Below are 17,955 nucleotides of genomic sequence, written 5' to 3' on the forward strand. Positions count from 1 at the left end.
TCAACCGAAAACGCCGCTGGCCCGCCGGCAGGACTGCCGACGGGCCAGCGAGAGCACCGTTTGGTGCGGGAAGAGATCAGGCGGCGGGCGGCGTGGCCTGCCGGCGGGTACGGGCGAACGCCAGCCCGCCCAGGGCAAGACCGGCGAGGCCGGCAACCAGGCCCGCGATCGCCAGCCCCAGCGCGGCCGAGTCCCGGTCGTCCTCGTTCGACGCCGCCGGCTGGTCCTGGGCCACGGCCGGGCTGGAGGTGGCCGGCGTGCCGGCCTCGGCCGCCGGAAGCAGCTTCAGCACCGGGGCGGGGTCGTTCTCCGGCTCGGTGCCGTCAGCGGCCGGCGGCTCGATCCAGCGCGCCGTCTTGCCGTCCGAGTAGTGCTGGAGGACCCGGAAGACCAACTTCTCGACCTTGGGCAGCGGCCCCATCGAGACGGGGAACTCGTGGAACTCGCCGGGCTTGATCCCGGCGTCCGCCGACGCCGTCCAGGTGATCTTGGAGACCACCTCGCCGACCTGGCTGCCGTGCACCTCCACCGGCGGATCCACCTTGCGCTTCTCGATCGCCACCGTCCAACCTGGGACCGGCATGGTGGAGACGGAGGCGAGCGGCGCGTCCTCCGGGAACGCCACCTCCAGCTTGACGGTCGACGCGGTGTCGCTCTCGGTCGGTACCCGGAACGCCACGCGACCGTAACCGCCCTGGGTCGCCTCCCTCGGGTTCACCGTGACGTGCGCGGACGCCGACGATGCCAGCCCGAACACGCCGATCATGGCGGCTCCGAGGACGAGGGCAGCGGCGCGCGCGGCCCGACGGTGATGGATCATGGTGTACCTCTCTACTTGATGGGCACGGTGCTGGTCACGGTGGCCTGGTCGATGTCTGACACCCGGACTGTGAAGCTGAGCTGCCAGCTGCCCGCTGTCGGCAGGCTGATCTCGCCGGTGGCGTGGTTGTCGGTGAGCGGCAGCAGGGGGATCTCGATCGGCTCGACACCCTGGTCCGGCAGGGCGGCCGTGGCCCGCCACTCGACCACCGGCAGGGGCTTGTTGTCCGGGGTGTAGGCGTAAAGGTGGATCGTGTTGCTGCCGACCCCGGCCGGGTCCACCTCGACCTGCAAAGAGTAGAGCGAGCTGGTCAGCGTGGTGCTGTAGTAGCCGGCACCGCCAGCGTCACCGTACTCGCCGACGGTCCGGGCCGGCGGGGTCTGCACCAGTACGGCAGAGAGGGCCAGCACGACCGCGGTGATCGCGAGCTCGACCCAGACCGCTCGGCGGATCCGCCCGGCCGAGCTGGCGGCCCCGGAGCGCTCGTCCGCGGCCCCGACCTCGTCCGGCTCGTCCGGCTCAACGGCATGGTCGGACTCAACGACGTCATCGGACTCAGGGGCGTCGTCCGGCTCGTCCCGCTCGGGGCCGTCCTCCGGCCCGTCTGACTCGTCCGACTCACCGGGCTCGTCCGGCTCGGCAAGGTCGTGCGGCTCGGCAACGTCGTGCTGCTCGTAGTCGACGTAGCCGTCCTCCGGCGTCCCGGCCCCGTCGGCGAAGAGCCGCCGCCGGACCAACTCCCGGGAGTACGCGGCCACCGCGATGACCGCGGCGAAGAGCACGACCTTGGCGATGATCAACCGGCCGTACGTGGTCGACACCAGCGCGGAAGTGGAACCCACCTCGATCAGCGCCTGCACGATTCCCGCGAGCAGCAGCGCGGATACGGCGACGGTCGCCCAGCGGGACCAGACCGGCAGGATCGCGTCGAGTTCCCGGTCGTTCGCGCGGCGGAGCAGGAACCCGCCGAGCATGACCAGCCCACCGAGCCACACCGCCATGCCGGCCAGGTGCGCGCCGTCGACCACGACGGAGACCGCCGGCACCGGCGAGGCGGCCGCGTGCCCGGCGATCGGCCAGGTGAACAGGCCGGCCACCCCGAGCACGGCCAGCAGGATCTGGTCGCCCCGACCGGCCCGGCCGACGATCAGCGGGCGGAGCAGGATCACCGCCGCGGCCAGGATGCCGAGCCGGATCAGGTGGGCCGCGCCGAAGGTACTGCCGAGTACGTCACCGAACGCGCTGCCGCTGACCGCGAACGCCCCGCCACCGGTGGTGTACGGGACCTGTAGCCAGAGCCCGGCGAGGGTGGAGAGCGCGATCAGCCCGATGCCGGTCCAGATCAGCCGGGCCGGGCCGCCCCGGTCGAGCCGTCGGGGCCAGAGCAGGCTGAGCACCATCACGGGACCGATCAGCAGCAGCAGACCGGCGTAGCCGACGTACTTGAAGATCCGCACCGCCGCGCCCACCACGGGGTTCACCTTGTCGGCGTCGCTGGCCGACGGCGGCGTCGACGGGGCACCGACGGAGTAGGTGTACGCGCCGGCCACCGGATGGCTGTCGGCCGAGATCACCCGATAGCTGACCAGGTAGGTGCCGTCAGCTCCGGAGGTGTCGACCGGGATGGTGATCACCGCACCGTTGAACGTCGGGTCGCCCCGGTCCACCCGGGTGCCGTCCGGGCCGAGGACACGAATCTTGTCCGGGACCTCGCGGACGCTCTCGCTGAACGTGAGCACCACCTCGGAGGGCGCGTTCGGCAACACCACGTCCGCGGCCGGGCTGCTGCTCACCAGCACCGCGTGCGCGCTGGCCGGGGCGGCCGGGCCGAGCAGCAGGGCGAGGGCAGCCAGCAGCAGGCCGAGACTGGCGCCGGCGCGGGCCGCCCATCGACGATTCGCAGCAATCATGTCCGTCATCGTGGCCGACCAGACCGGCCGGGCGCGACCTCGGGTCACGGCCGGTCCGCCTCGGTCATATCGACCGGTCCCGGACGGCCGCGACCGGCCAGCGGCCCCGGACGACGGCAGGCCATCCCGAGCCGACCCGCGACGCGCGAAATGACCTGCCAGTCGTCGGCTGCTCGGCGCGCGAGCCCGGTCCCGTCAGATGCCACGGATCGATAGTCGGCACCGGGCGCGGAAAAGTTCCCGACCAGACGACGCGGTCCAGATTGTGGACCGGCCGACGACGGCGGCGGCTTATGCCCGGTAATGCCCACCTGTCACGACAATCCCCCCTACCGTTGGTGAGCGTGATCTCACCCGGTACGGCGTCCGGAGACCGACGCCACAGCGGAGCCGGAAACCCTTCCACCCACCCAGACGACTAAATGACTGTGACTGAGCGGACCACAGCAAGCACCCCGGCAGCGGGCCGTCGCCGCTGGCGGGCCGCCCGCCCGTGGCTCGGCACGGCTGCCCGGCTGGGTCTCGCCGCCGTGTGGCTGGTCGCCGGGGGGACCAAGGTCGGCGACCTCGCCGCCTCGGGCCGGGCGGTCAGCGCGTACAAGATCTTCCCGTACGACCTCGCGATGGTGATCGGCGCGGCGCTGCCGTTCGTGGAACTCGCCCTCGGGCTGATCCTGCTGGTCGGGCTCGCCACCCGGCTCGCCGCCGGGATCTCCGCGGCGCTCCTGGTGATCTTCATCGCCGGAATCGTCTCGGCCTGGACCCGTGGCCTCTCCATCGACTGCGGCTGCTTCGGCAGCGGTGGTGACCTCGCCGCCGGCCAGGATCCGACATATGGCACGGAGATCCTCCGCGACGTGGGCTTCCTGGTACTGGCCGGCTTCCTGCTGATCTGGCCGCGTACCCCGATCTCGGTGGACGCGGCGTTGGTTCGGGACACCCGCGAGGAGGAGGGCGACGATGAGCGACCGGAACCGTAAGGGGACGAGTGACCGAAATCCCAGGGGGACGAGCGGCCGGAATCGCCAGAGGGCGAGTGACCGGAATCGCAAGGGGCAGCGCCGGCCCGCCCGGGTCGTACGGGAGCAGTTGGCCCGGGAGCGGCGCCGCAAGCGCACCCTGTGGACCTCGGTCGGCGCGGTCGTCGTGCTGATCATCGCCGGGTTGATCGGCTGGGGCGTCTCGGCCAGCCAGGACGCCGGCGACTTCACCCCGCCGGGCGGGGCCAACCCGGAGGGCACCGGCATCGTGATCGGCTCCGGACCGGTCAACATCGACGTGTACGAGGACTTCATCTGCCCGATCTGCCGCACCTTCGAGCAGCAGGCCGGCGCTACCCTCGACCAGCTCGTCGCCGAGGGCAAGGCACGGGTCACCTACCACCCGGTGGCGTTCCTCGACCGCTTCTCCAGCACCAGGTATTCAACCCGGTCGTCCGCCGCCTCCGGGTGCGCGGCACAGAGCGGCAAGTACCGGGAGTACTCGAGGGCGCTCTTCGACCGGCAGCCGCCAGAGGGCGGCCCCGGGCTCAGTGACGAGCAGCTCGTCGAGGTCGCCACCAGCATCGGGCTGGCCGGGGACAGTTTCCGCAACTGCGTCGAGGAGAATACCTTCGAGAAATGGACCAAGCACGTGACGGACGAGGCCGCCCGGGCCGGAGTGACCGGCACCCCGACCGTGCTGGTCAACGGCACGAAGGTGCAGGCCAGCGCCGAGGCGATCACCGCGGCGGTGGCGGCGGCCGGCAAGTGACCCGCCCCGGAGCCGGCCGCTGCCGGACCGGGCTGCTCCGACAGGTCGCGGCCGCCCTCCTGCTGGCCCTCGTCGGCGTACTCGCCTGCGCCGCGCCGGCTGCCGCGCACGCCGCCGACGCCCCGGACGGCACCAACTACCGCGCCGAGGTCACCGAGGTGACCCCGGCGCTGCCGGGACTCCGGGTACGGGTGGTGGAGGGCGGGGCCCGGCTCGAACTGGTCAACCGGACAGGGCGCACCATCGAGGTGCTGGGCTACGCCGGGGAGCCTTACCTGGAGATCCGCCCCGACGGCGTCTACGAGAACACCGCCTCCCCGGCGACGTACCTGAACCGGACCCTCGCCGGGGACACTGCGGTGCCGGCCGGGGCCGATCCGACCCGGCCGCCGTCCTGGCGACGGGTCGGCACCGAGCCGGTGGTCCGCTGGCACGACCAGCGCAGCCGCTGGCTGGAGGAGGCGCCGCCGCCCGAGGTCGCGGCCAGCCCGGACCGGCCGCACCGGGTCGGCGGCTGGGTGGTGCCGCTGCGCGACGGACTGCGCCCGATGGAGATACGCGGCACGCTGGACTGGCAGCCGCCGCCCGACCCGCTGCCCTGGTGGAGCGTCAGTCTGATCGGCGCACTGGCGGTGGGGGCACTCGGCGTGCTGCCCCGGAACTCCCGGCCGGGCCGTCGGGCCACGGTCGCGCTCGGCGTACTCGCGATGGTCGGCGGGGCGGCGGCGCTGGCCTTCGCGCTGGCCCGGGGCGCCGACGCCGGATTCGGCGGCATGCTGCTCGGGCTCGTCACCGGGCAGCTCTGGCCGACCCTGACCGGCGTCGCCGCACTGGCCGCCGGGGCGTACGCGCTGCCCCAGCGACCGACCGGCGACTTTGTCCTGGCGCTGGCCGGCACCTGCCTGGCCCTCTTCACCGGGGTGACGAACGCGGCGGTCTTCCTGCACTCGGTGGTCCCGGTGCCCTGGCCGGCGTGGTCGGCCCGGGTCCTGATCGCGGTGGTGATCGCGGTCGGCGGTGGGCTGGCCGCCGCCGGGGTACTGCGACTGCACGCCGCCGGCCGGCCGGCCCGCACCGGGCCGACCGGCACCGCCGCGGGCAGCCCGCCGGTCCGCCGCTGGTCGGTGAGCCTGCCGGCCGACGACCCCGACTCCACCGCCGACGAGCGCCCCACCGACGGACCCCCCGTTCGCGAACGCCCCGCCGATGAACCCCCTGCCGACGGACCCCCCGTTCGCGAACGTCCCGCCGACGGACCCCCTGCCGACGAACCCCCCGTTCGCGAACGTCCCGCCGACGGACCCCCTGCCGACGGACGCCCCGCCGACGAACCGGCGGTCAGCGGTTAGCCTCGACCGGGGTGCCGGCGGCAAGCCGGGCAGGCGGCCCGCCGGAGCGGTGACTCAGCCGTTGGCGGCGAGTTGCCGGACGGCGATCGCCGGGTCGAAGCCGTACGGCAGTTCCAGGCGATGCCGGGCCAGCAGGTCGGCGTCGGCGAGGATCTCGGCGGTCACCCCGTCCGCGACGATCCGGCCGGTGTCCAGGACCACCGACCGGTCACAGAGTTCCAACGCGTACGGCAGGTCATGGGTGACCATCAGCAGGGTCACCGGAAGCCGGCGCAGGATCCCGGCCAGCTCGCGGCGGGCCGCCGGGTCGAGGTTGGAGGAGGGCTCGTCCAGGACGAGGATCTCCGGGCGCATCGCCAGTACGGTGGCGACCGCCACCCGGCGGCGCTGCCCGAAGGAGAGGTGCTGGGGCGCCCGGTCCCGGTGCTCGACCATCCCGACCGCGGTCAGCGCCTCGGTCACCCGCTCGGCCAGTTCGGCGCCACGCAGGCCGAGGTTCGCCGGGCCGAACGCCACGTCCTCGGCGACGGTGGGCAGGAAGAGCTGGTCGTCGGGGTCCTGGAAGACGATGCCGACCCGGCGGCGGATCTCGGCCAGGGTTTCCCGGTCCCGGTCCACGGTCAGCCCGCCGACGGTCACGGTGCCGGCGCCGCCGCCGAGAATCCCGTTCAGGTGCAGCACCAGGGTGGTCTTGCCGGCGCCGTTCGGGCCGAGCAGGGCGACCCGCCCGCCGCGCGGCACGGTCAGGTCGACGCCGCGCAACGCGACCTGCCCGTCGGGATAGCTGAACCGCACGCCGCGAACGTCCAGGGACGGCGGCTCTGCGGCGGCGCCGGGCACGTGCCCGATCACCGAGAACCGCCCGGGAATGTCCTGGCTCCCGCCATCGGGAGGAAGGGGCGGTCCGGGGTGGTGGTGCTCGTTGCCGGCATGGCGTCGACTCCTGTGTGGGCGGAGGAGGGCGGTCGGGTGCGCGCCCGAGCCGGAAATCCCCGGCAACCAACCATAGGGAGGGGTCAACCCAGCACGACGGCGGCGGCGGCGATGCCGGTCGCGGCGAGCGGCACCGTCGCCCCGACCAGCCAGTGCCGGGCGGTGGCCGCACCCGTGTCGAGCCAGGCCGCCGGCAGCCGCCCCTGGTAGCCCCGGGAGACCATCGCCAGGTAGACCCGCTCGCCCCGCTCGAAGGCACGCAGGAAGAGCGCCCCCACCCCGGCGGCGAAGCCGCGCAACTGCCACAGGAACCGGGGATCGTCGCCCCGGGAGATCCGGGCGACCCGCATCCGCTGCGCCTCGCCGACCAGTACGTCCAGGTAGCGCAGCATGAAGGTGGCGATCTGGGTGAGGATCTGCGGGCAGCGCAGCCGGTCCAGCCCGAGGATCAGGTCCCGCATGGTGGTGGTACCGGCGAGCAGCAGCGAGGCCAGCACCCCGAGGGTCCCCTTGACCAGGATGTTCCAGCCACCGTAGAGCCCGTCGACGGAGAGTTCCAGCCCCAGCCAGCTCACCCGCTCACCGGTGCCGAGGAACGGCAGCACGAACGCGAACACCACGAACGGCAGCTCGATCAGCGACCGGCTGGCCAGCCAGCCCAGCCCGACCCGGGCGACCGCCGCCACCAGCAGCACCAGCAGCAGGTACCCGCCGAAGGCCCAGAACGCCTCTCGGGGGGTGGCGACCACGGCGAGGGTGAAGACCACCATCGCCGTGATCTTGACCTCGGGTGGCAGCCGGTGCACCGCTGACCTTCGGTCCCGGTAGAGCACGTGCGCGTGCCCGGCTCCCATCTCCGGCGCCCCTATTCGGCGCCGTCGGAGCCGGTCCGACCGGCGGGAGTGGCGGTGGACGAGTCACCGTCGCGCGGTGCGGGCGTAGCCGAACCGCTCCCGGCGGCGGCCGCAGGACCGGGCGAGGTGCCGGCGGTGCGGACCGAACCGGCGGCCTGTGCTGACCAAGCGGCCTGCGCGGGACCCGAAGCCTGCGCGGGACCCGAAGCCTGCGCGGCATCGGAGGCCGGGCGGCGGCGGGTCAGCCAGAACAGGCCGCCACCGACGGCGAAGGTGATCAGCACGCCGAGCACCCCGGAGAGCCCGGTGGAGAGGAAGGCGTTGTCGACGCCCCGGACCCCGTAGTCGGCGAACGGCGAGTCCGCCAACTCGTGCTCCTCGGCCTGCTGGGCGGGGCAGCTACCGCCGGTGATGTTGTCGTCGGCATCGAAGGTGCAGCCCTCACGCAGCGACGAGTCCAGTCCGTCGGGATGGGCCGAGGCGAAGTTGCTGACCACTCCGGCGAGGAGGAGCGCGACCAGCAGGCCGCCGAGGACGAACGCGCCGGAGCGCTTCGGGATCCGGGTTCGTCCCGTCGTCATCGGGCACCTCCGGCCACCGGCAGCTGATCGACGACCGGAAGCGGACGCAGCGAGCGCAGCGCGTAGACCAGGTCGGGCCGGACCTTCGCCACGGTGACCACGGTGGTCGCGGTGATCAGGCCCTCGCCGACGCCGATCAGCAGGTGCACGCCGGCCATCGTGCCTGCCAGGCCGCCGAGGCTGCTGCCGACATCGGTGGTCCCGCCGAGCCAGTACTGCGCGACGAAGCCCTGCGAGGCGACCAGCACACTGAACACCGAGGCGACGAACGCGGTGGCGGCCAGCCCGCTCACCGTACGGGGCAGGATCCGCAGCAGGAGCGCGATCAGCAGGTACGCCACCACGACGCCGATCAACGCCATGTTGGTGATGTTGAGGCCCAGCATCGCCACCCCGCCGTCACCGAAGATCAGCGACTGCACGATCAGCACCACCGCCACGCAGAGCGCTCCGACCCAGGGTCCGACCAGCATCGCGGCGAGTGCCCCGCCGAGCAGGTGACCGCTGACCGCGCCGGTGAAGATGGGAAAGTTGAGCATCTGGACGGCGAAGATGAACGCGGCGACCAGCCCGGCCATCGGGGCGAGCCGGTCGTCCAGGTCCCGTCGGCTGCGGAACACGCAGAGCGCGAGCGCCACCAGGGCCAACGCCCCGAATGCCGCCGCCACCGGACCGTTGATGATTCCGTTCGAGATGTGCATTGCCAGGTTGTCCACGCCACCTCCCGGATATGCCGGCGCGGGATCCGTCCCGCCGGCTCAGCCTAGGAGCAGGTAGTCGTTGTTGCCAAACTTTTGCAAGAGCAGTACACCACCCCGCAATCTCCAACCCACCCAGGCGATAGGGTCACCGCATGACCTCGCCGATCCGCCTCGCCCCCGGGGACGCCGCGCCGGACTTCGCGCTGCCCACCGACACCGGCGAGACGCTCTCGCTGAAGGACCTGCGTGGCCGCAAGGTGGTGCTCTACGCCTACCCGAGGGCGATGACGCCGGGCTGCACCAAGCAGGCCTGCGACTTCCGGGACTCGCTCGCCTCCCTCCAGGCCGCCGGCTACGAGGTGGTCGGCATCTCACCGGACTCCCCCGCCGCGCTGGCGAAGTTCCGGGACCGGGACGCCATCACCTTCCCGCTGGTCTCCGACCCGGACAACGAGGTGCTGGTCGCGTACGGGGCGTACGGCGAGAAGCAGTCGTACGGGCGGACGATCACCGGAGTGATCCGGTCGACCTTCGTCATCGACGAGGAAGGTCGGATCGAACGGGCGCTCTACAACGTCAAGGCGACCGGGCACGTCGCCAAGCTCCGCCGGGACCTCGGTCTGGACTAGGTCCGCCTGTCGGCCCAGACGACTGAGTCCGCCTGTCGGTCCAGACGACTGAGTCCATTGGCGGTCTGGACGACCGAGCCTGCTGTCGGTCTAGACTTTGGGCGCGAGCGGGAGTGGTGTAATGGCAGCCACGCAGGATTTAGGTTCCTGTGCCTTCGGGCGTAGGGGTTCGACTCCCCTCTCCCGCACAGTTCTGGCCGACCGGGGCCCCGGCGCCGGCCGCGCCAGCCACCGGCTGCCCGGACGGGTCCGCTCCGGTCGGCGTACCCGGGACGGGCGTCGGCGACGCGGCCGGGCTGGCACTGGTGCCGGGGGTGGGTGAGCCGGGCGGAGTCGGTGCGGCGGTCGCCCGGGCATCCTCGTACAGCCGCACCGTGCTGCGCTGCGTCTGGCGGGGCGTCAGTCGGATTCCGGTGGCGACCGCCTCGTGCCCGTAGGCGTCGGTCACCCGGATCGAGTACGGCCCCGGGCCCATCCCACCGTCGATCACCCAGTAGTTGTCCGAGCCGCGCTTCGCCGCCCGCCAGGCTGCACCGGCCCGCTTCACCGCCACCGACGTGACCGGGTTTCCGTGGTTGCCTATCTGCACGGCGAGCCAATACTGCGACACGCCGCTCTTGAGCCGGAAGGTGAGCGGGCCGGGCAGCGGCGGGTCGACCACCGCCCGGTAGCGCACCGGAACGATGCCTTGGGACAGGTCGGCGATCCTGGCGAATGCCTGCCTGGACAGGTCGATCTTGTCGTTCGGGCAGCCGGCGCAGCGGTCCAGCACCATCACCCGGACGGTGCCCTTCGGGCCGGTCACGTCCAGGAAGCTGCCGCAGGCGGCCGAGCCGGCGTACTGGCCGGAATCGAGCGCGACGTAGAGCCGGTTGGCGGGTGGACCGGGCAGCGAGCAGTTGCCGCCGGAGCTCCCCCCGTCGTAGTGCGACGCCGTTCCCTTGTAGACGGTCGTACCGACCGGCGGCGCCAGGCGGTCCAGCGGCGGCGGGACGCGGTCCAGCGGCGGTGCCGGACGGTCCAGCGCCGCTGGGACGCGGTCCAGCGGCGGCGCGGCCAGCGCGGCGGCGCAGGCGGCCGGCTCGGAGAACTGCCAGACCAGCACCAGCCCCAGGACGGCGGCGAAGACGGTCGCGAACCCACCGGCCAGCCAACGTCGAAAGGTACGCCGCCGCGAAGGCTTCCGATCCCCATCCCGGCCGTCGCCAGGCTCGGGACCAGCCGTCGGAGCACCGCCGCCCGTACCGTCGGGAAGTTCCGCCTCGATCATCGGGGGCATGGTGCCGTAACCGTCACGCGGTTCGCAAGATCTCCACCGGGTCGCCGACGGTGAGCGTGCCGAGCGCACCGGACGGGTCGGGAGCGGAGACCGGCACCAGGTTCTGGCCGAAGACCAGCTGCCGGTTGATCCGGCGGTACTTCGCCAGGGTGCGCAACGGCTCTCGGCCGCGTACCCCGGTCTCCTGGTCCGTTGTGGTGACCAGGCAGCGGCCGCAGGGCTTGGCCACCCGGAACGTGACCGGACCGATCCGGAGCAGACGGCCGATCCAGTCGTCCTCGGCCCACGGGACGGCGCCGCCGACGACCACGTTGGGGCGGAACCGGGTCATCGGCAGCGGCGCCTCGCCGTCGCCGGAATCGGACAGCGAGGAGTTCAACGCGTCCAGCGACGCGCGGTTGGCCAGCAGCAGCGGGTAGCCGTCGGCGAAGCTGACCCGCTCGGCCGGGTCGGCCAGGTGGGTGTCCGGGATCGGGCGCACCGTCGGGTCGCCGAGCCAGACCAGCCGGACCTTGCGGTCGAGCAGCCGGGAGAGCCAGTCGTCGGCCGCCGACGCCGCCCGCCGGGCCGGCACGTCGGGCATGTTCGAGAAGACGCGTACCGCGACCGGTTCACCACCGGTCGACTCGGCGCCGGTCCACTCGGCGCCGGTCCACTCGGCGCCGGTCCACTCGGCGCCGGTCCACTCGGCGCCGATCGGCTCGGCGCTGATCGGCTCGGCGACCTCCAGCGCCGGACGGCCGGCGGCGCGCAGCACCAAGCCGCCGGGGCGGAGTTCCGGTCGGATGGCCACCAGGCCCGCCACCTGGCGCTGGGTGACGCCTACCCCGTCCTCGTCCACGATCATCCAGCGCCGGTCCCCGGCCAGGCCCCACGGTTCCACCCGGGCGGTGTCGAGTTCGCGCCGGTAACAGCCCTTGACCGGGTACGTGTACAGGGAAACCAACCGCATGGAGTTCACCCTGCCACAGCGGTTCCGGCGACCGGTGAGGTGCTTCCGTCACCAGGCGATGCCGATCCCGTCGCCCGGGTACCAGTGCCGGGCCGGGGTCTCCCGGTAGGCGAGGAACCGGCGGCCGGTCCGCTCGGCATGCTCGGCGAGCACGTTGGTCACCATGACGTTGTCGGTGAGCAACATCGCTCCGGGAGCCAGCTTCGGGGAGACGGCCTGGAACTCCCGGCGCTCGTGCCCGCTGCTGTGGTCGCTGTCGTGCAGGAAGAGGTCGACCGGGCGGTCCAGCGCCGCTATCGAGGCGAGTGAGTCCCCGATCACCAGGTCGACCACGCTGGCCCAGGGCTCGGCCCTGGCCAGGTAGCCGGCCTCCGGATTGATGTCCAGCGAGCTGACCCGCCCCGGCTCGCCGTCGGCCGCGTTGCGCAGCAGGGCCGCGGCGAGTACGCAGGTGCCGAGCCCCTTGTCGACCCCGGTCTCCACCACGTGCCTCGGTCGGGTGGCCCGGACGATCGCGTACCAGCCGATCCGGCGGGCGTACCGGACGCGCCGGTCGGCCAGGCCGCGCCGGTCGGCGGCGGCGGTGGCCCGCTCGATGTGCCGCCGCAGCGGCTCGTCCTGCTCGATCTCGGCGAGGTACGCCCGCACCTGCCGCACCGGCACCGCACAGGGCACGCTGACGAACCAGGCGAGGTGCTCCCGGCTGAGCCTGGTCAGGTCGTAGGTGTAGTTGTGGTGCTCGCGGGAGGTGAACAGCCACCTGACCGAGGCACCGATCACCCGGGCGTCGTGCCGGGCCACCCGCATGAACCGCCTGGGAAACGCCGCGACCGGGGCGAGTTGGGTGCGGGCGAGGGCGCGCCGGAGGTTCGTACCATCCACCCAGAATGTTGTACCAGGTTCCCGATGTCCCATTGCCCGTTGAATGATTTTATGCATAGAGTCTTGCTGTGAATGACAGCGCTGTCATCGCGGCGCCGCCGACGGACCTCCCCGGCGCGCTTCCGGGCGATGTCCAGACTCGGGTGCTCGACCTGTTCCAGGGCATCCGGCTGACGCCGACCCAGCGACGGATCGCGCACAGCCTGGTCCAGCACGCCGCCTCCGCGGCCTACCTCTCCGCGGCCGAGGTCGCCGAGCTGGCCAAGGTCAGCCAGCCCTCGGTGACCCGGTTCGCCATGGCGCTGGGCTACGACGGCTATCCGGCGTTGCGCCGCCGGCTCCGGGAGATCACCGCCGCCGGCCCCGGCCGGCCCGACCCGGGCACGCCCGCCGGCAACGAGATGCAGCGGGCGATCCGCGCCGAGGCCGACAACCTGGATCGGCTCGCCGAGCAGCTCGTCGACCGGGCCGGGGTGACCGCCGCCGGTACGCTGCTGGCCGGCAGCCGCCCGCTGGTCGTACTCGGGCTGCGCGCCGCCGCCCCGCTGGCCGGATACTTCGCGTACTTCGCGGCGAAGGTGCACCCGGACGTACGGGTCCTCGACTCCGGCGGGACGCTGCTGACCGACCGGCTGGAGCAGGCTCGGGCGGCCGGGGCGAGCGCGCTGCTCGGCATCGTGCTGCCCCGTTACCCCCGGGAGTCGCTGGACGCGCTCCGGGACGCCCGCGACGCCGGGATGTCGGTGGTGGTGATCACCGACTCGGCGGTCAGCCCCGCCGCCGAGTACGCCGACATCGTGCTGCCGGCCGCGGTCGGCGCCCAGCTCGTCTTCGACCTGCACACCGCGCCGATGACGCTGTCCATGGTGCTGCTCCAGGCGATCTGCGACGCCGCACCGGCCGATGCCCAGCGCCGGCTGGAGGAGTTCGAGCAGTCCGCCGCCCGCCGCCAGTTGTTCGTCGGATAGCCACCGCCACCGATCCCACCGCAGGATCCCACCGCAGGAGGAGTTGAGATGCCCGAGCCGATCCGCGCCGCGCGCGGCACCACCCGGACCGCCGCCGGGTGGCCGCAGGAGGCGGCGCTGCGGATGCTGATGAACAATCTCGACCCGGAGGTGGCCGAACGCCCCGACGACCTGGTGGTCTACGGCGGGACCGGCCGGGCCGCCCGGGACTGGCCGTCGTACCACGCCCTGGTCCGGACCCTCCGCACGCTCGCCGACGACGAGACCATGCTGGTGCAGTCGGGTCGCCCGGTCGGGGTGCTACGGACACACGAGTGGGCACCCCGGGTGCTTATCGCCAACTCCAACCTGGTCGGCGACTGGGCCAACTGGCCGGAGTTCCGCCGCCTCGAACAGCTCGGCCTGACCATGTATGGCCAGATGACCGCCGGCTCGTGGATCTACATCGGCACCCAGGGCATCCTCCAGGGCACCTACGAGACCTTCGCCGCCGTCGCCGCCAAGCTCGCCGCCGCCCGCGCCGACGGGCAGCAGTCGAGCGGCGGCTCGCTGGCCGGCACCCTGACCCTGACCGCCGGCTGCGGCGGGATGGGTGGGGCGCAGCCACTCGCGGTGACCATGAACGGCGGCGCCTGCCTGATCGTCGACGTCGACCCGGAACGGCTGGCCCGCCGGGTCGCCACCCGCTACCTCGACACCGTGGCCGGCTCACTGGACGAGGCGGTCGAGCAGGTGCTCGCCGCGAAGCGGGAACGGCGGGCGCGCTCGGTCGGGGTGGTCGGCAACGCCGCCACCGTCTTCCCCGAGCTGCTCCGCCGGGGCGTCGAGATCGACATCGTGACCGACCAGACCAGCGCGCACGACCCACTGTCGTACGTCCCGGAGGGGGTGGAGCTGGCCGACGCCGCCGAGCTGGCCCGGGCGAAGCCGGCCGAGTACACCGAGCGGGCCCGGGCCGCCATGGTGAAGCACGTCGCCGCGATGGTCGGCTTCCTCGACGGCGGTGCCGAGGTCTTCGACTACGGAAACTCGATCCGGGGCGAGGCGCGGCTCGGCGGGTACGACCGGGCGTTCGCGTTCCCCGGCTTCGTACCGGCGTACATCCGGCCGCTGTTCAGCGAGGGTAAAGGTCCGTTCCGCTGGGCGGCGCTCAGCGGTGACCCGGCCGACATCGCCGCCACCGACCGGGCGGTGCTGGAACTCTTCCCGGAGAACGAGTCGCTGGCCCGGTGGATCCGGCTCGCCGGCGAGCGGGTCGCCTTCCAGGGCCTGCCGGCCCGGATCTGCTGGCTCGGTCACGGCGAGCGGGACCGGGCCGGGGTCCGGTTCAACGACATGGTCGCCAGCGGTGAGCTGACCGCCCCGGTCGTCATCGGCCGGGACCACCTGGACGCCGGCTCCGTCGCCTCCCCCTACCGGGAGACCGAGGCGATGGCCGACGGCTCCGACGCGATCGCCGACTGGCCGCTGCTGAACGCGCTGGTCAACACCGCCAGCGGCGCCTCCTGGGTGAGCATCCACCACGGCGGCGGGGTCGGCATCGGCCGCTCCATCCACGCCGGTCAGGTCTGCGTCGCCGACGGCACCCCGCTGGCCGGGCAGAAGATCGAGCGGGTGCTGAGCAACGACCCGGCGACCGGGGTGCTCCGGCACCTCGACGCCGGCTATCCGGAGGCGCTCGCCGCCGCCGCCCGCGGCAACCTCCGCATCCCCACGGGCGAAGTGTAAGGAAGGGCCCCTTGTCATCGGATTCTGTTGTAGAAGGGCCCCCTCCTTTCACGCAGCTCTGGGCGGAGATCGCGCCGATCGGACGCGATCCGGGAACCGGCGGCTATCTCCGGTACGGCTTCACCGAGCCGGTACGGGAGCTGGAGCGGTGGTTCCGGGGCGTCGCCGAGGCGCACGCGATCGAGGCGGACGGCAACGGCAACCTGATCGCCTGGTACGGGCCGCCGCCCGAGCGGGGTGACGCCGTACTGCTCGGCAGCCACTTCGACTCCGTCCCGTACGGCGGCGGCTACGACGGCCCGCTCGGCATCGTCAGCGCCCTGCTGGCGGTCCGGGCACTCCAACAGGAGGGTCGCCAGTTCCGCCGTCCGGTCGGGGTGGTGGCGTTCGCCGAGGAGGAGGGTTCGCGGTTCGGCGTACCCTGTCTCGGCTCCCGGCTGCTCACCGGGGCGCTCGATCCGGAGCGGGCGGCGGCGCTGACCGACGCCGACGGCGTCACCCTGGCCGAGGCGCTGGGCCGCCGGCCGGCGGGAGCCCGACCGGAGCTGCTGGGCCGGGTCGGCGCCTTCGTCGAGCTGCACATCGAGCAGGGCCGGGCCCTGGTCGACCTCGGCGCACCGGTCGGGGTGGCCAGCGGGATCTGGCCGCACGGCCGCTGGCGGCTGGACTTCACCGGCGAGGCCAACCACGCCGGCACGACCCGGATGGCCGACCGGCGTGACCCGATGCTCAGCTACGCCTTCGCCGTGCTCGCCGCGAACAAGGAGGCCCGGCTGCGCGGCGCGCACGCCACGATCGGCCGGGTCGAGGTGGAACCGAACGCCACCAACGCGGTTCCGGCCCGGGTCCGCGGCTGGCTGGACGCCCGGGCCGCCGACGCCGGCACCCTGGAGGCGCTGGTCGAGGGGGTACGGGCCAAGGCCGCCGACCGGGCCATCCGGGACGGTACCAGCCTGTCCGTCACCCGGGAGTCGTTCAGCCCACCGGTCGAGTTCGACGGCGGACTGGTCGAGGTGTTCCGCCAGGTGCTGGCCGACGGCGTACCGGTGCTGCCGACCGCCGCCGGGCACGACGCCGGGATCCTGGCCGAACACGTGCCGACCGCGATGCTCTTCGTGCGGAACCCGACCGGGGTGTCGCACTCCCCCGCCGAGGCGGCCACCGACGACGACTGTGTCGAGGGCGTACGCCGGCTGGCCGACCTGCTCGACCACCTGGCCGCCGGATGATCGGCACCGATCCGGCGCGCTACCACGCCGAGTACGCCTGGCTGCCGGACCGTCCGGAGCCCGACGCCGACGTGCTGATCGAGGTGGTCGACGACCGTTTCGGCACGGTCACTGCCGGGGTGCCGGTGCCGCCGCCGGACGCCCGGCGGCTGCCCGGACTGACCCTGCCGGGGCTGGCCAACGCCCACTCGCACGCGTTCCATCGGGCACTGCGCGGGCGCGGCCAGGGCGGCCGGGGCGACTTCTGGGACTGGCGCCGGCAGATGTACGAGGTCGCCGACCGGCTCGACCCGGAGCGGTACCTGGCGCTGGCCCGGGCCACGTATGCCGAGATGGCGCTCGCCGGGATCACCTGCGTCGGCGAGTTCCACTACCTGCATCACGCCCCGGAGGGCGTCCGGTACGCCGATCCGAACGTGATGAACGCGGCACTGGTCGAGGCCGCCGCCCAGGCCGGGATCCGGCTCACCCTGCTGGACACCTGTTACCTGACCGCCACCGTGGACGGTGCGCCGCTGGCCGGCCCGCAACTGCGGTTCGGTGACGGCGACGCGGCGGGCTGGGCGCGGCGGGCCGGCGCGTTCACCCCGGCCGGCACGCATGCCCTGGTCGGTGCCGCGATCCACTCGGTCCGGGCGGTACCCGCCGACCAGCTCGCCGAGGTGGCCGGCTGGGCCCGCGAGCGCGCCGCACCGCTGCACCTGCACCTGTCGGAGCAGCCGGCCGAGAACGAGGCGTGCCTGGCGTACCACGGGAAGGGCCCGACCGCGCTGCTGGCCGAGGCCGACGTGCTCGGCCCGGCCACCACGGCGGTGCACGCCACGCATCTCTCCGAGAGGGACGTCCGGGCGCTCGGGATCAGCGGTACCGGGATCTGCGCCTGCCCGACCACTGAGCGGGACCTGGCCGACGGAGTGGGGCCGATCCGGGAGCTGGCCGACGAGGGCAGCCCGATCAGCCTCGGCAGCGACAGCCACGCCGTGCTCGACCTCTTCGAGGAGGCCCGGGCGGTGGAGCTGAACCTGCGGCTTGCCACCCTGGCCCGGGGGCACTTCACCCCGGTCGAGTTGCTGCGCGCCGCGACCGAGGACGGGCACGCCACGCTGGGCTGGCCGGACGCCGGCCGGCTGGAGCGCGGCGACCGGGCCGACCTGGTCACCGTCCGGCTGGACAGCGCCCGGACCGCCGGGGTGCCGCCGGCCGGGGTCTTCTTCGCGGCCGGCGCCGTCGACGTGACCGACGTGCTGGCCGACGGCCGGGCGGTGGTCCGGGAGGGCCGGCACGTCCGGTTCGACGTGCCGGCCGAGCTGGCGGCCGCGATCGCGGCGGTGACCCGATGAACCCGTTGACCGCGGGCGGCGACGCCGCGAGCCCGCTGATCACGAGCG

General features: G+C 73.2%; 16 protein-coding genes, 1 tRNA gene and 1 pseudogene. 9 read left to right on the forward strand and 9 right to left on the reverse strand.

Going from position 1 to position 17,955, the window contains the following annotated elements:
* Window positions 1-76 precede the first annotated feature (76 nt).
* Both EV371_RS27410 and EV371_RS34715 read right to left on the reverse strand, forming a co-directional pair.
* Window positions 77-820 (reverse strand): DUF1775 domain-containing protein, encoded by a 744-nt coding sequence (locus EV371_RS27410; protein WP_130464593.1) that lies wholly within the window; start codon window positions 818-820, stop codon window positions 77-79.
* Between the two features lie 11 nt (window positions 821-831).
* A complete protein-coding gene (locus tag EV371_RS34715) occupies window positions 832-2,739 on the reverse strand; it encodes a copper resistance CopC/CopD family protein (protein WP_486484810.1) in 1,908 nt (635 codons plus the stop codon).
* Between the two features lie 419 nt (window positions 2,740-3,158).
* Between EV371_RS34715 and EV371_RS27425 the strand changes: the two genes are divergently transcribed.
* The 3 genes from EV371_RS27425 to EV371_RS27435 are packed head-to-tail and all read left to right on the forward strand — an operon-like array spanning window position 3,159 to window position 5,831.
* Window positions 3,159-3,710, forward strand: a complete 552-nt coding sequence (locus tag EV371_RS27425; RefSeq protein ID WP_349340576.1) for a DoxX family protein — start codon at window positions 3,159-3,161, stop codon at window positions 3,708-3,710.
* Window positions 3,691-4,482 (forward strand): thioredoxin domain-containing protein, encoded by a 792-nt coding sequence (locus EV371_RS27430; RefSeq protein WP_130464595.1) that lies wholly within the window; start codon window positions 3,691-3,693, stop codon window positions 4,480-4,482. The genes EV371_RS27425 and EV371_RS27430 overlap by 20 nt, the downstream gene beginning before the upstream one ends.
* Window positions 4,479-5,831, forward strand: a complete 1,353-nt coding sequence (locus EV371_RS27435) for a hypothetical protein (protein ID WP_486484811.1) — start codon at window positions 4,479-4,481, stop codon at window positions 5,829-5,831. Before EV371_RS27430 ends, EV371_RS27435 begins: the two co-directional genes overlap by 4 nt.
* Window positions 5,832-5,885: 54 nt before the next feature.
* On the opposite strand, the gene EV371_RS27440 is transcribed toward EV371_RS27435, so the two are convergent.
* The 4 genes and pseudogenes from EV371_RS27440 to EV371_RS27455 form a co-directional block, all read right to left on the reverse strand.
* Window positions 5,886-6,683: an ABC transporter ATP-binding protein gene (locus EV371_RS27440; RefSeq protein ID WP_130464596.1), complete on the reverse strand. Its 798-nt coding sequence runs from the start codon at window positions 6,681-6,683 to the stop codon at window positions 5,886-5,888.
* Between the two features lie 164 nt (window positions 6,684-6,847).
* Window positions 6,848-7,618 carry a cobalt ECF transporter T component CbiQ gene (gene cbiQ, locus EV371_RS27445; RefSeq protein ID WP_130464597.1) on the reverse strand — a complete coding sequence of 257 codons (771 nt, stop codon included), beginning with the start codon at window positions 7,616-7,618 and terminating at the stop codon, window positions 6,848-6,850.
* A gap of 167 nt (window positions 7,619-7,785) precedes the next feature.
* Window positions 7,786-8,178: pseudogene (locus EV371_RS27450) on the reverse strand (PDGLE domain-containing protein); the annotation flags it as partial.
* 17 nt (window positions 8,179-8,195) lie between these two features.
* Window positions 8,196-8,915 carry an energy-coupling factor ABC transporter permease gene (locus EV371_RS27455; RefSeq protein WP_130464598.1) on the reverse strand — a complete coding sequence of 240 codons (720 nt, stop codon included), beginning with the start codon at window positions 8,913-8,915 and terminating at the stop codon, window positions 8,196-8,198.
* Window positions 8,916-9,052: 137 nt separating this feature from the next.
* Here EV371_RS27455 and bcp point away from each other — a divergent pair, with 137 nt between their 5' ends.
* Entirely contained in the window at window positions 9,053-9,529 is a 477-nt protein-coding gene (gene bcp, locus EV371_RS27460; protein WP_130464599.1) for a thioredoxin-dependent thiol peroxidase, read from the forward strand.
* 107 nt (window positions 9,530-9,636) lie between these two features.
* A tRNA-Leu gene (locus EV371_RS27465) sits at window positions 9,637-9,717 on the forward strand.
* Here the strand turns inward: EV371_RS27465 and EV371_RS27470 are convergent.
* The 3 genes from EV371_RS27470 to EV371_RS27480 are packed head-to-tail and all read right to left on the reverse strand — an operon-like array spanning window position 9,669 to window position 12,642.
* Window positions 9,669-10,808 (reverse strand): expansin EXLX1 family cellulose-binding protein, encoded by a 1,140-nt coding sequence (locus tag EV371_RS27470; RefSeq protein WP_486484977.1) that lies wholly within the window; start codon window positions 10,806-10,808, stop codon window positions 9,669-9,671. The genes EV371_RS27465 and EV371_RS27470 overlap by 49 nt on opposite strands.
* A gap of 13 nt (window positions 10,809-10,821) precedes the next feature.
* A complete protein-coding gene (locus EV371_RS27475) occupies window positions 10,822-11,760 on the reverse strand; it encodes an MOSC domain-containing protein (RefSeq protein WP_130464600.1) in 939 nt (312 codons plus the stop codon).
* Between the two features lie 48 nt (window positions 11,761-11,808).
* Window positions 11,809-12,642, reverse strand: coding sequence for a class I SAM-dependent methyltransferase (locus EV371_RS27480; RefSeq protein WP_130464601.1), 834 nt, complete (start codon window positions 12,640-12,642; stop codon window positions 11,809-11,811).
* Between the two features lie 86 nt (window positions 12,643-12,728).
* On the opposite strand from EV371_RS27480, the gene EV371_RS27485 reads away from it, so the two are divergent.
* The 4 genes from EV371_RS27485 to EV371_RS27500 are packed head-to-tail and all read left to right on the forward strand — an operon-like array spanning window position 12,729 to window position 17,907.
* Window positions 12,729-13,610, forward strand: a complete 882-nt coding sequence (locus EV371_RS27485; protein ID WP_130466254.1) for an SIS domain-containing protein — start codon at window positions 12,729-12,731, stop codon at window positions 13,608-13,610.
* Between the two features lie 48 nt (window positions 13,611-13,658).
* On the forward strand, window positions 13,659-15,338 hold the full coding sequence (gene hutU / locus EV371_RS27490; RefSeq protein ID WP_130464602.1) for a urocanate hydratase: 1,680 nt from the start codon (window positions 13,659-13,661) through the stop codon (window positions 15,336-15,338).
* A gap of 11 nt (window positions 15,339-15,349) precedes the next feature.
* Window positions 15,350-16,567, forward strand: coding sequence for an allantoate amidohydrolase (locus EV371_RS27495; protein WP_130464603.1), 1,218 nt, complete (start codon window positions 15,350-15,352; stop codon window positions 16,565-16,567).
* Window positions 16,564-17,907, forward strand: a complete 1,344-nt coding sequence (locus EV371_RS27500) for a formimidoylglutamate deiminase (RefSeq protein WP_130464604.1) — start codon at window positions 16,564-16,566, stop codon at window positions 17,905-17,907. The genes EV371_RS27495 and EV371_RS27500 overlap by 4 nt, the downstream gene beginning before the upstream one ends.
* Window positions 17,908-17,955: the final 48 nt, after the last annotated feature.

It is taken from the genome of Plantactinospora sp. CNZ321 (genome assembly GCF_004217235.1).

Coding starts and splice junctions, on each gene's coding strand:
- EV371_RS27410 (WP_130464593.1), bottom strand. CDS start 820: ATGATCCATCACCGTCGGGCCGCGCGCGCCGCTGCCCTCGTCCTCGGA.
- EV371_RS34715 (WP_486484810.1), bottom strand. CDS start 2,739: ATGACGGACATGATTGCTGCGAATCGTCGATGGGCGGCCCGCGCCGGC.
- EV371_RS27430 (WP_130464595.1), top strand. CDS start 3,691: ATGAGCGACCGGAACCGTAAGGGGACGAGTGACCGAAATCCCAGGGGG.
- cbiQ (WP_130464597.1), bottom strand. CDS start 7,618: ATGGGAGCCGGGCACGCGCACGTGCTCTACCGGGACCGAAGGTCAGCG.
- bcp (WP_130464599.1), top strand. CDS start 9,053: ATGACCTCGCCGATCCGCCTCGCCCCCGGGGACGCCGCGCCGGACTTC.
- EV371_RS27470 (WP_486484977.1), bottom strand. CDS start 10,808: ATGCCCCCGATGATCGAGGCGGAACTTCCCGACGGTACGGGCGGCGGT.
- EV371_RS27475 (WP_130464600.1), bottom strand. CDS start 11,760: ATGCGGTTGGTTTCCCTGTACACGTACCCGGTCAAGGGCTGTTACCGG.
- hutU (WP_130464602.1), top strand. CDS start 13,659: ATGCCCGAGCCGATCCGCGCCGCGCGCGGCACCACCCGGACCGCCGCC.
- EV371_RS27500 (WP_130464604.1), top strand. CDS start 16,564: ATGATCGGCACCGATCCGGCGCGCTACCACGCCGAGTACGCCTGGCTG.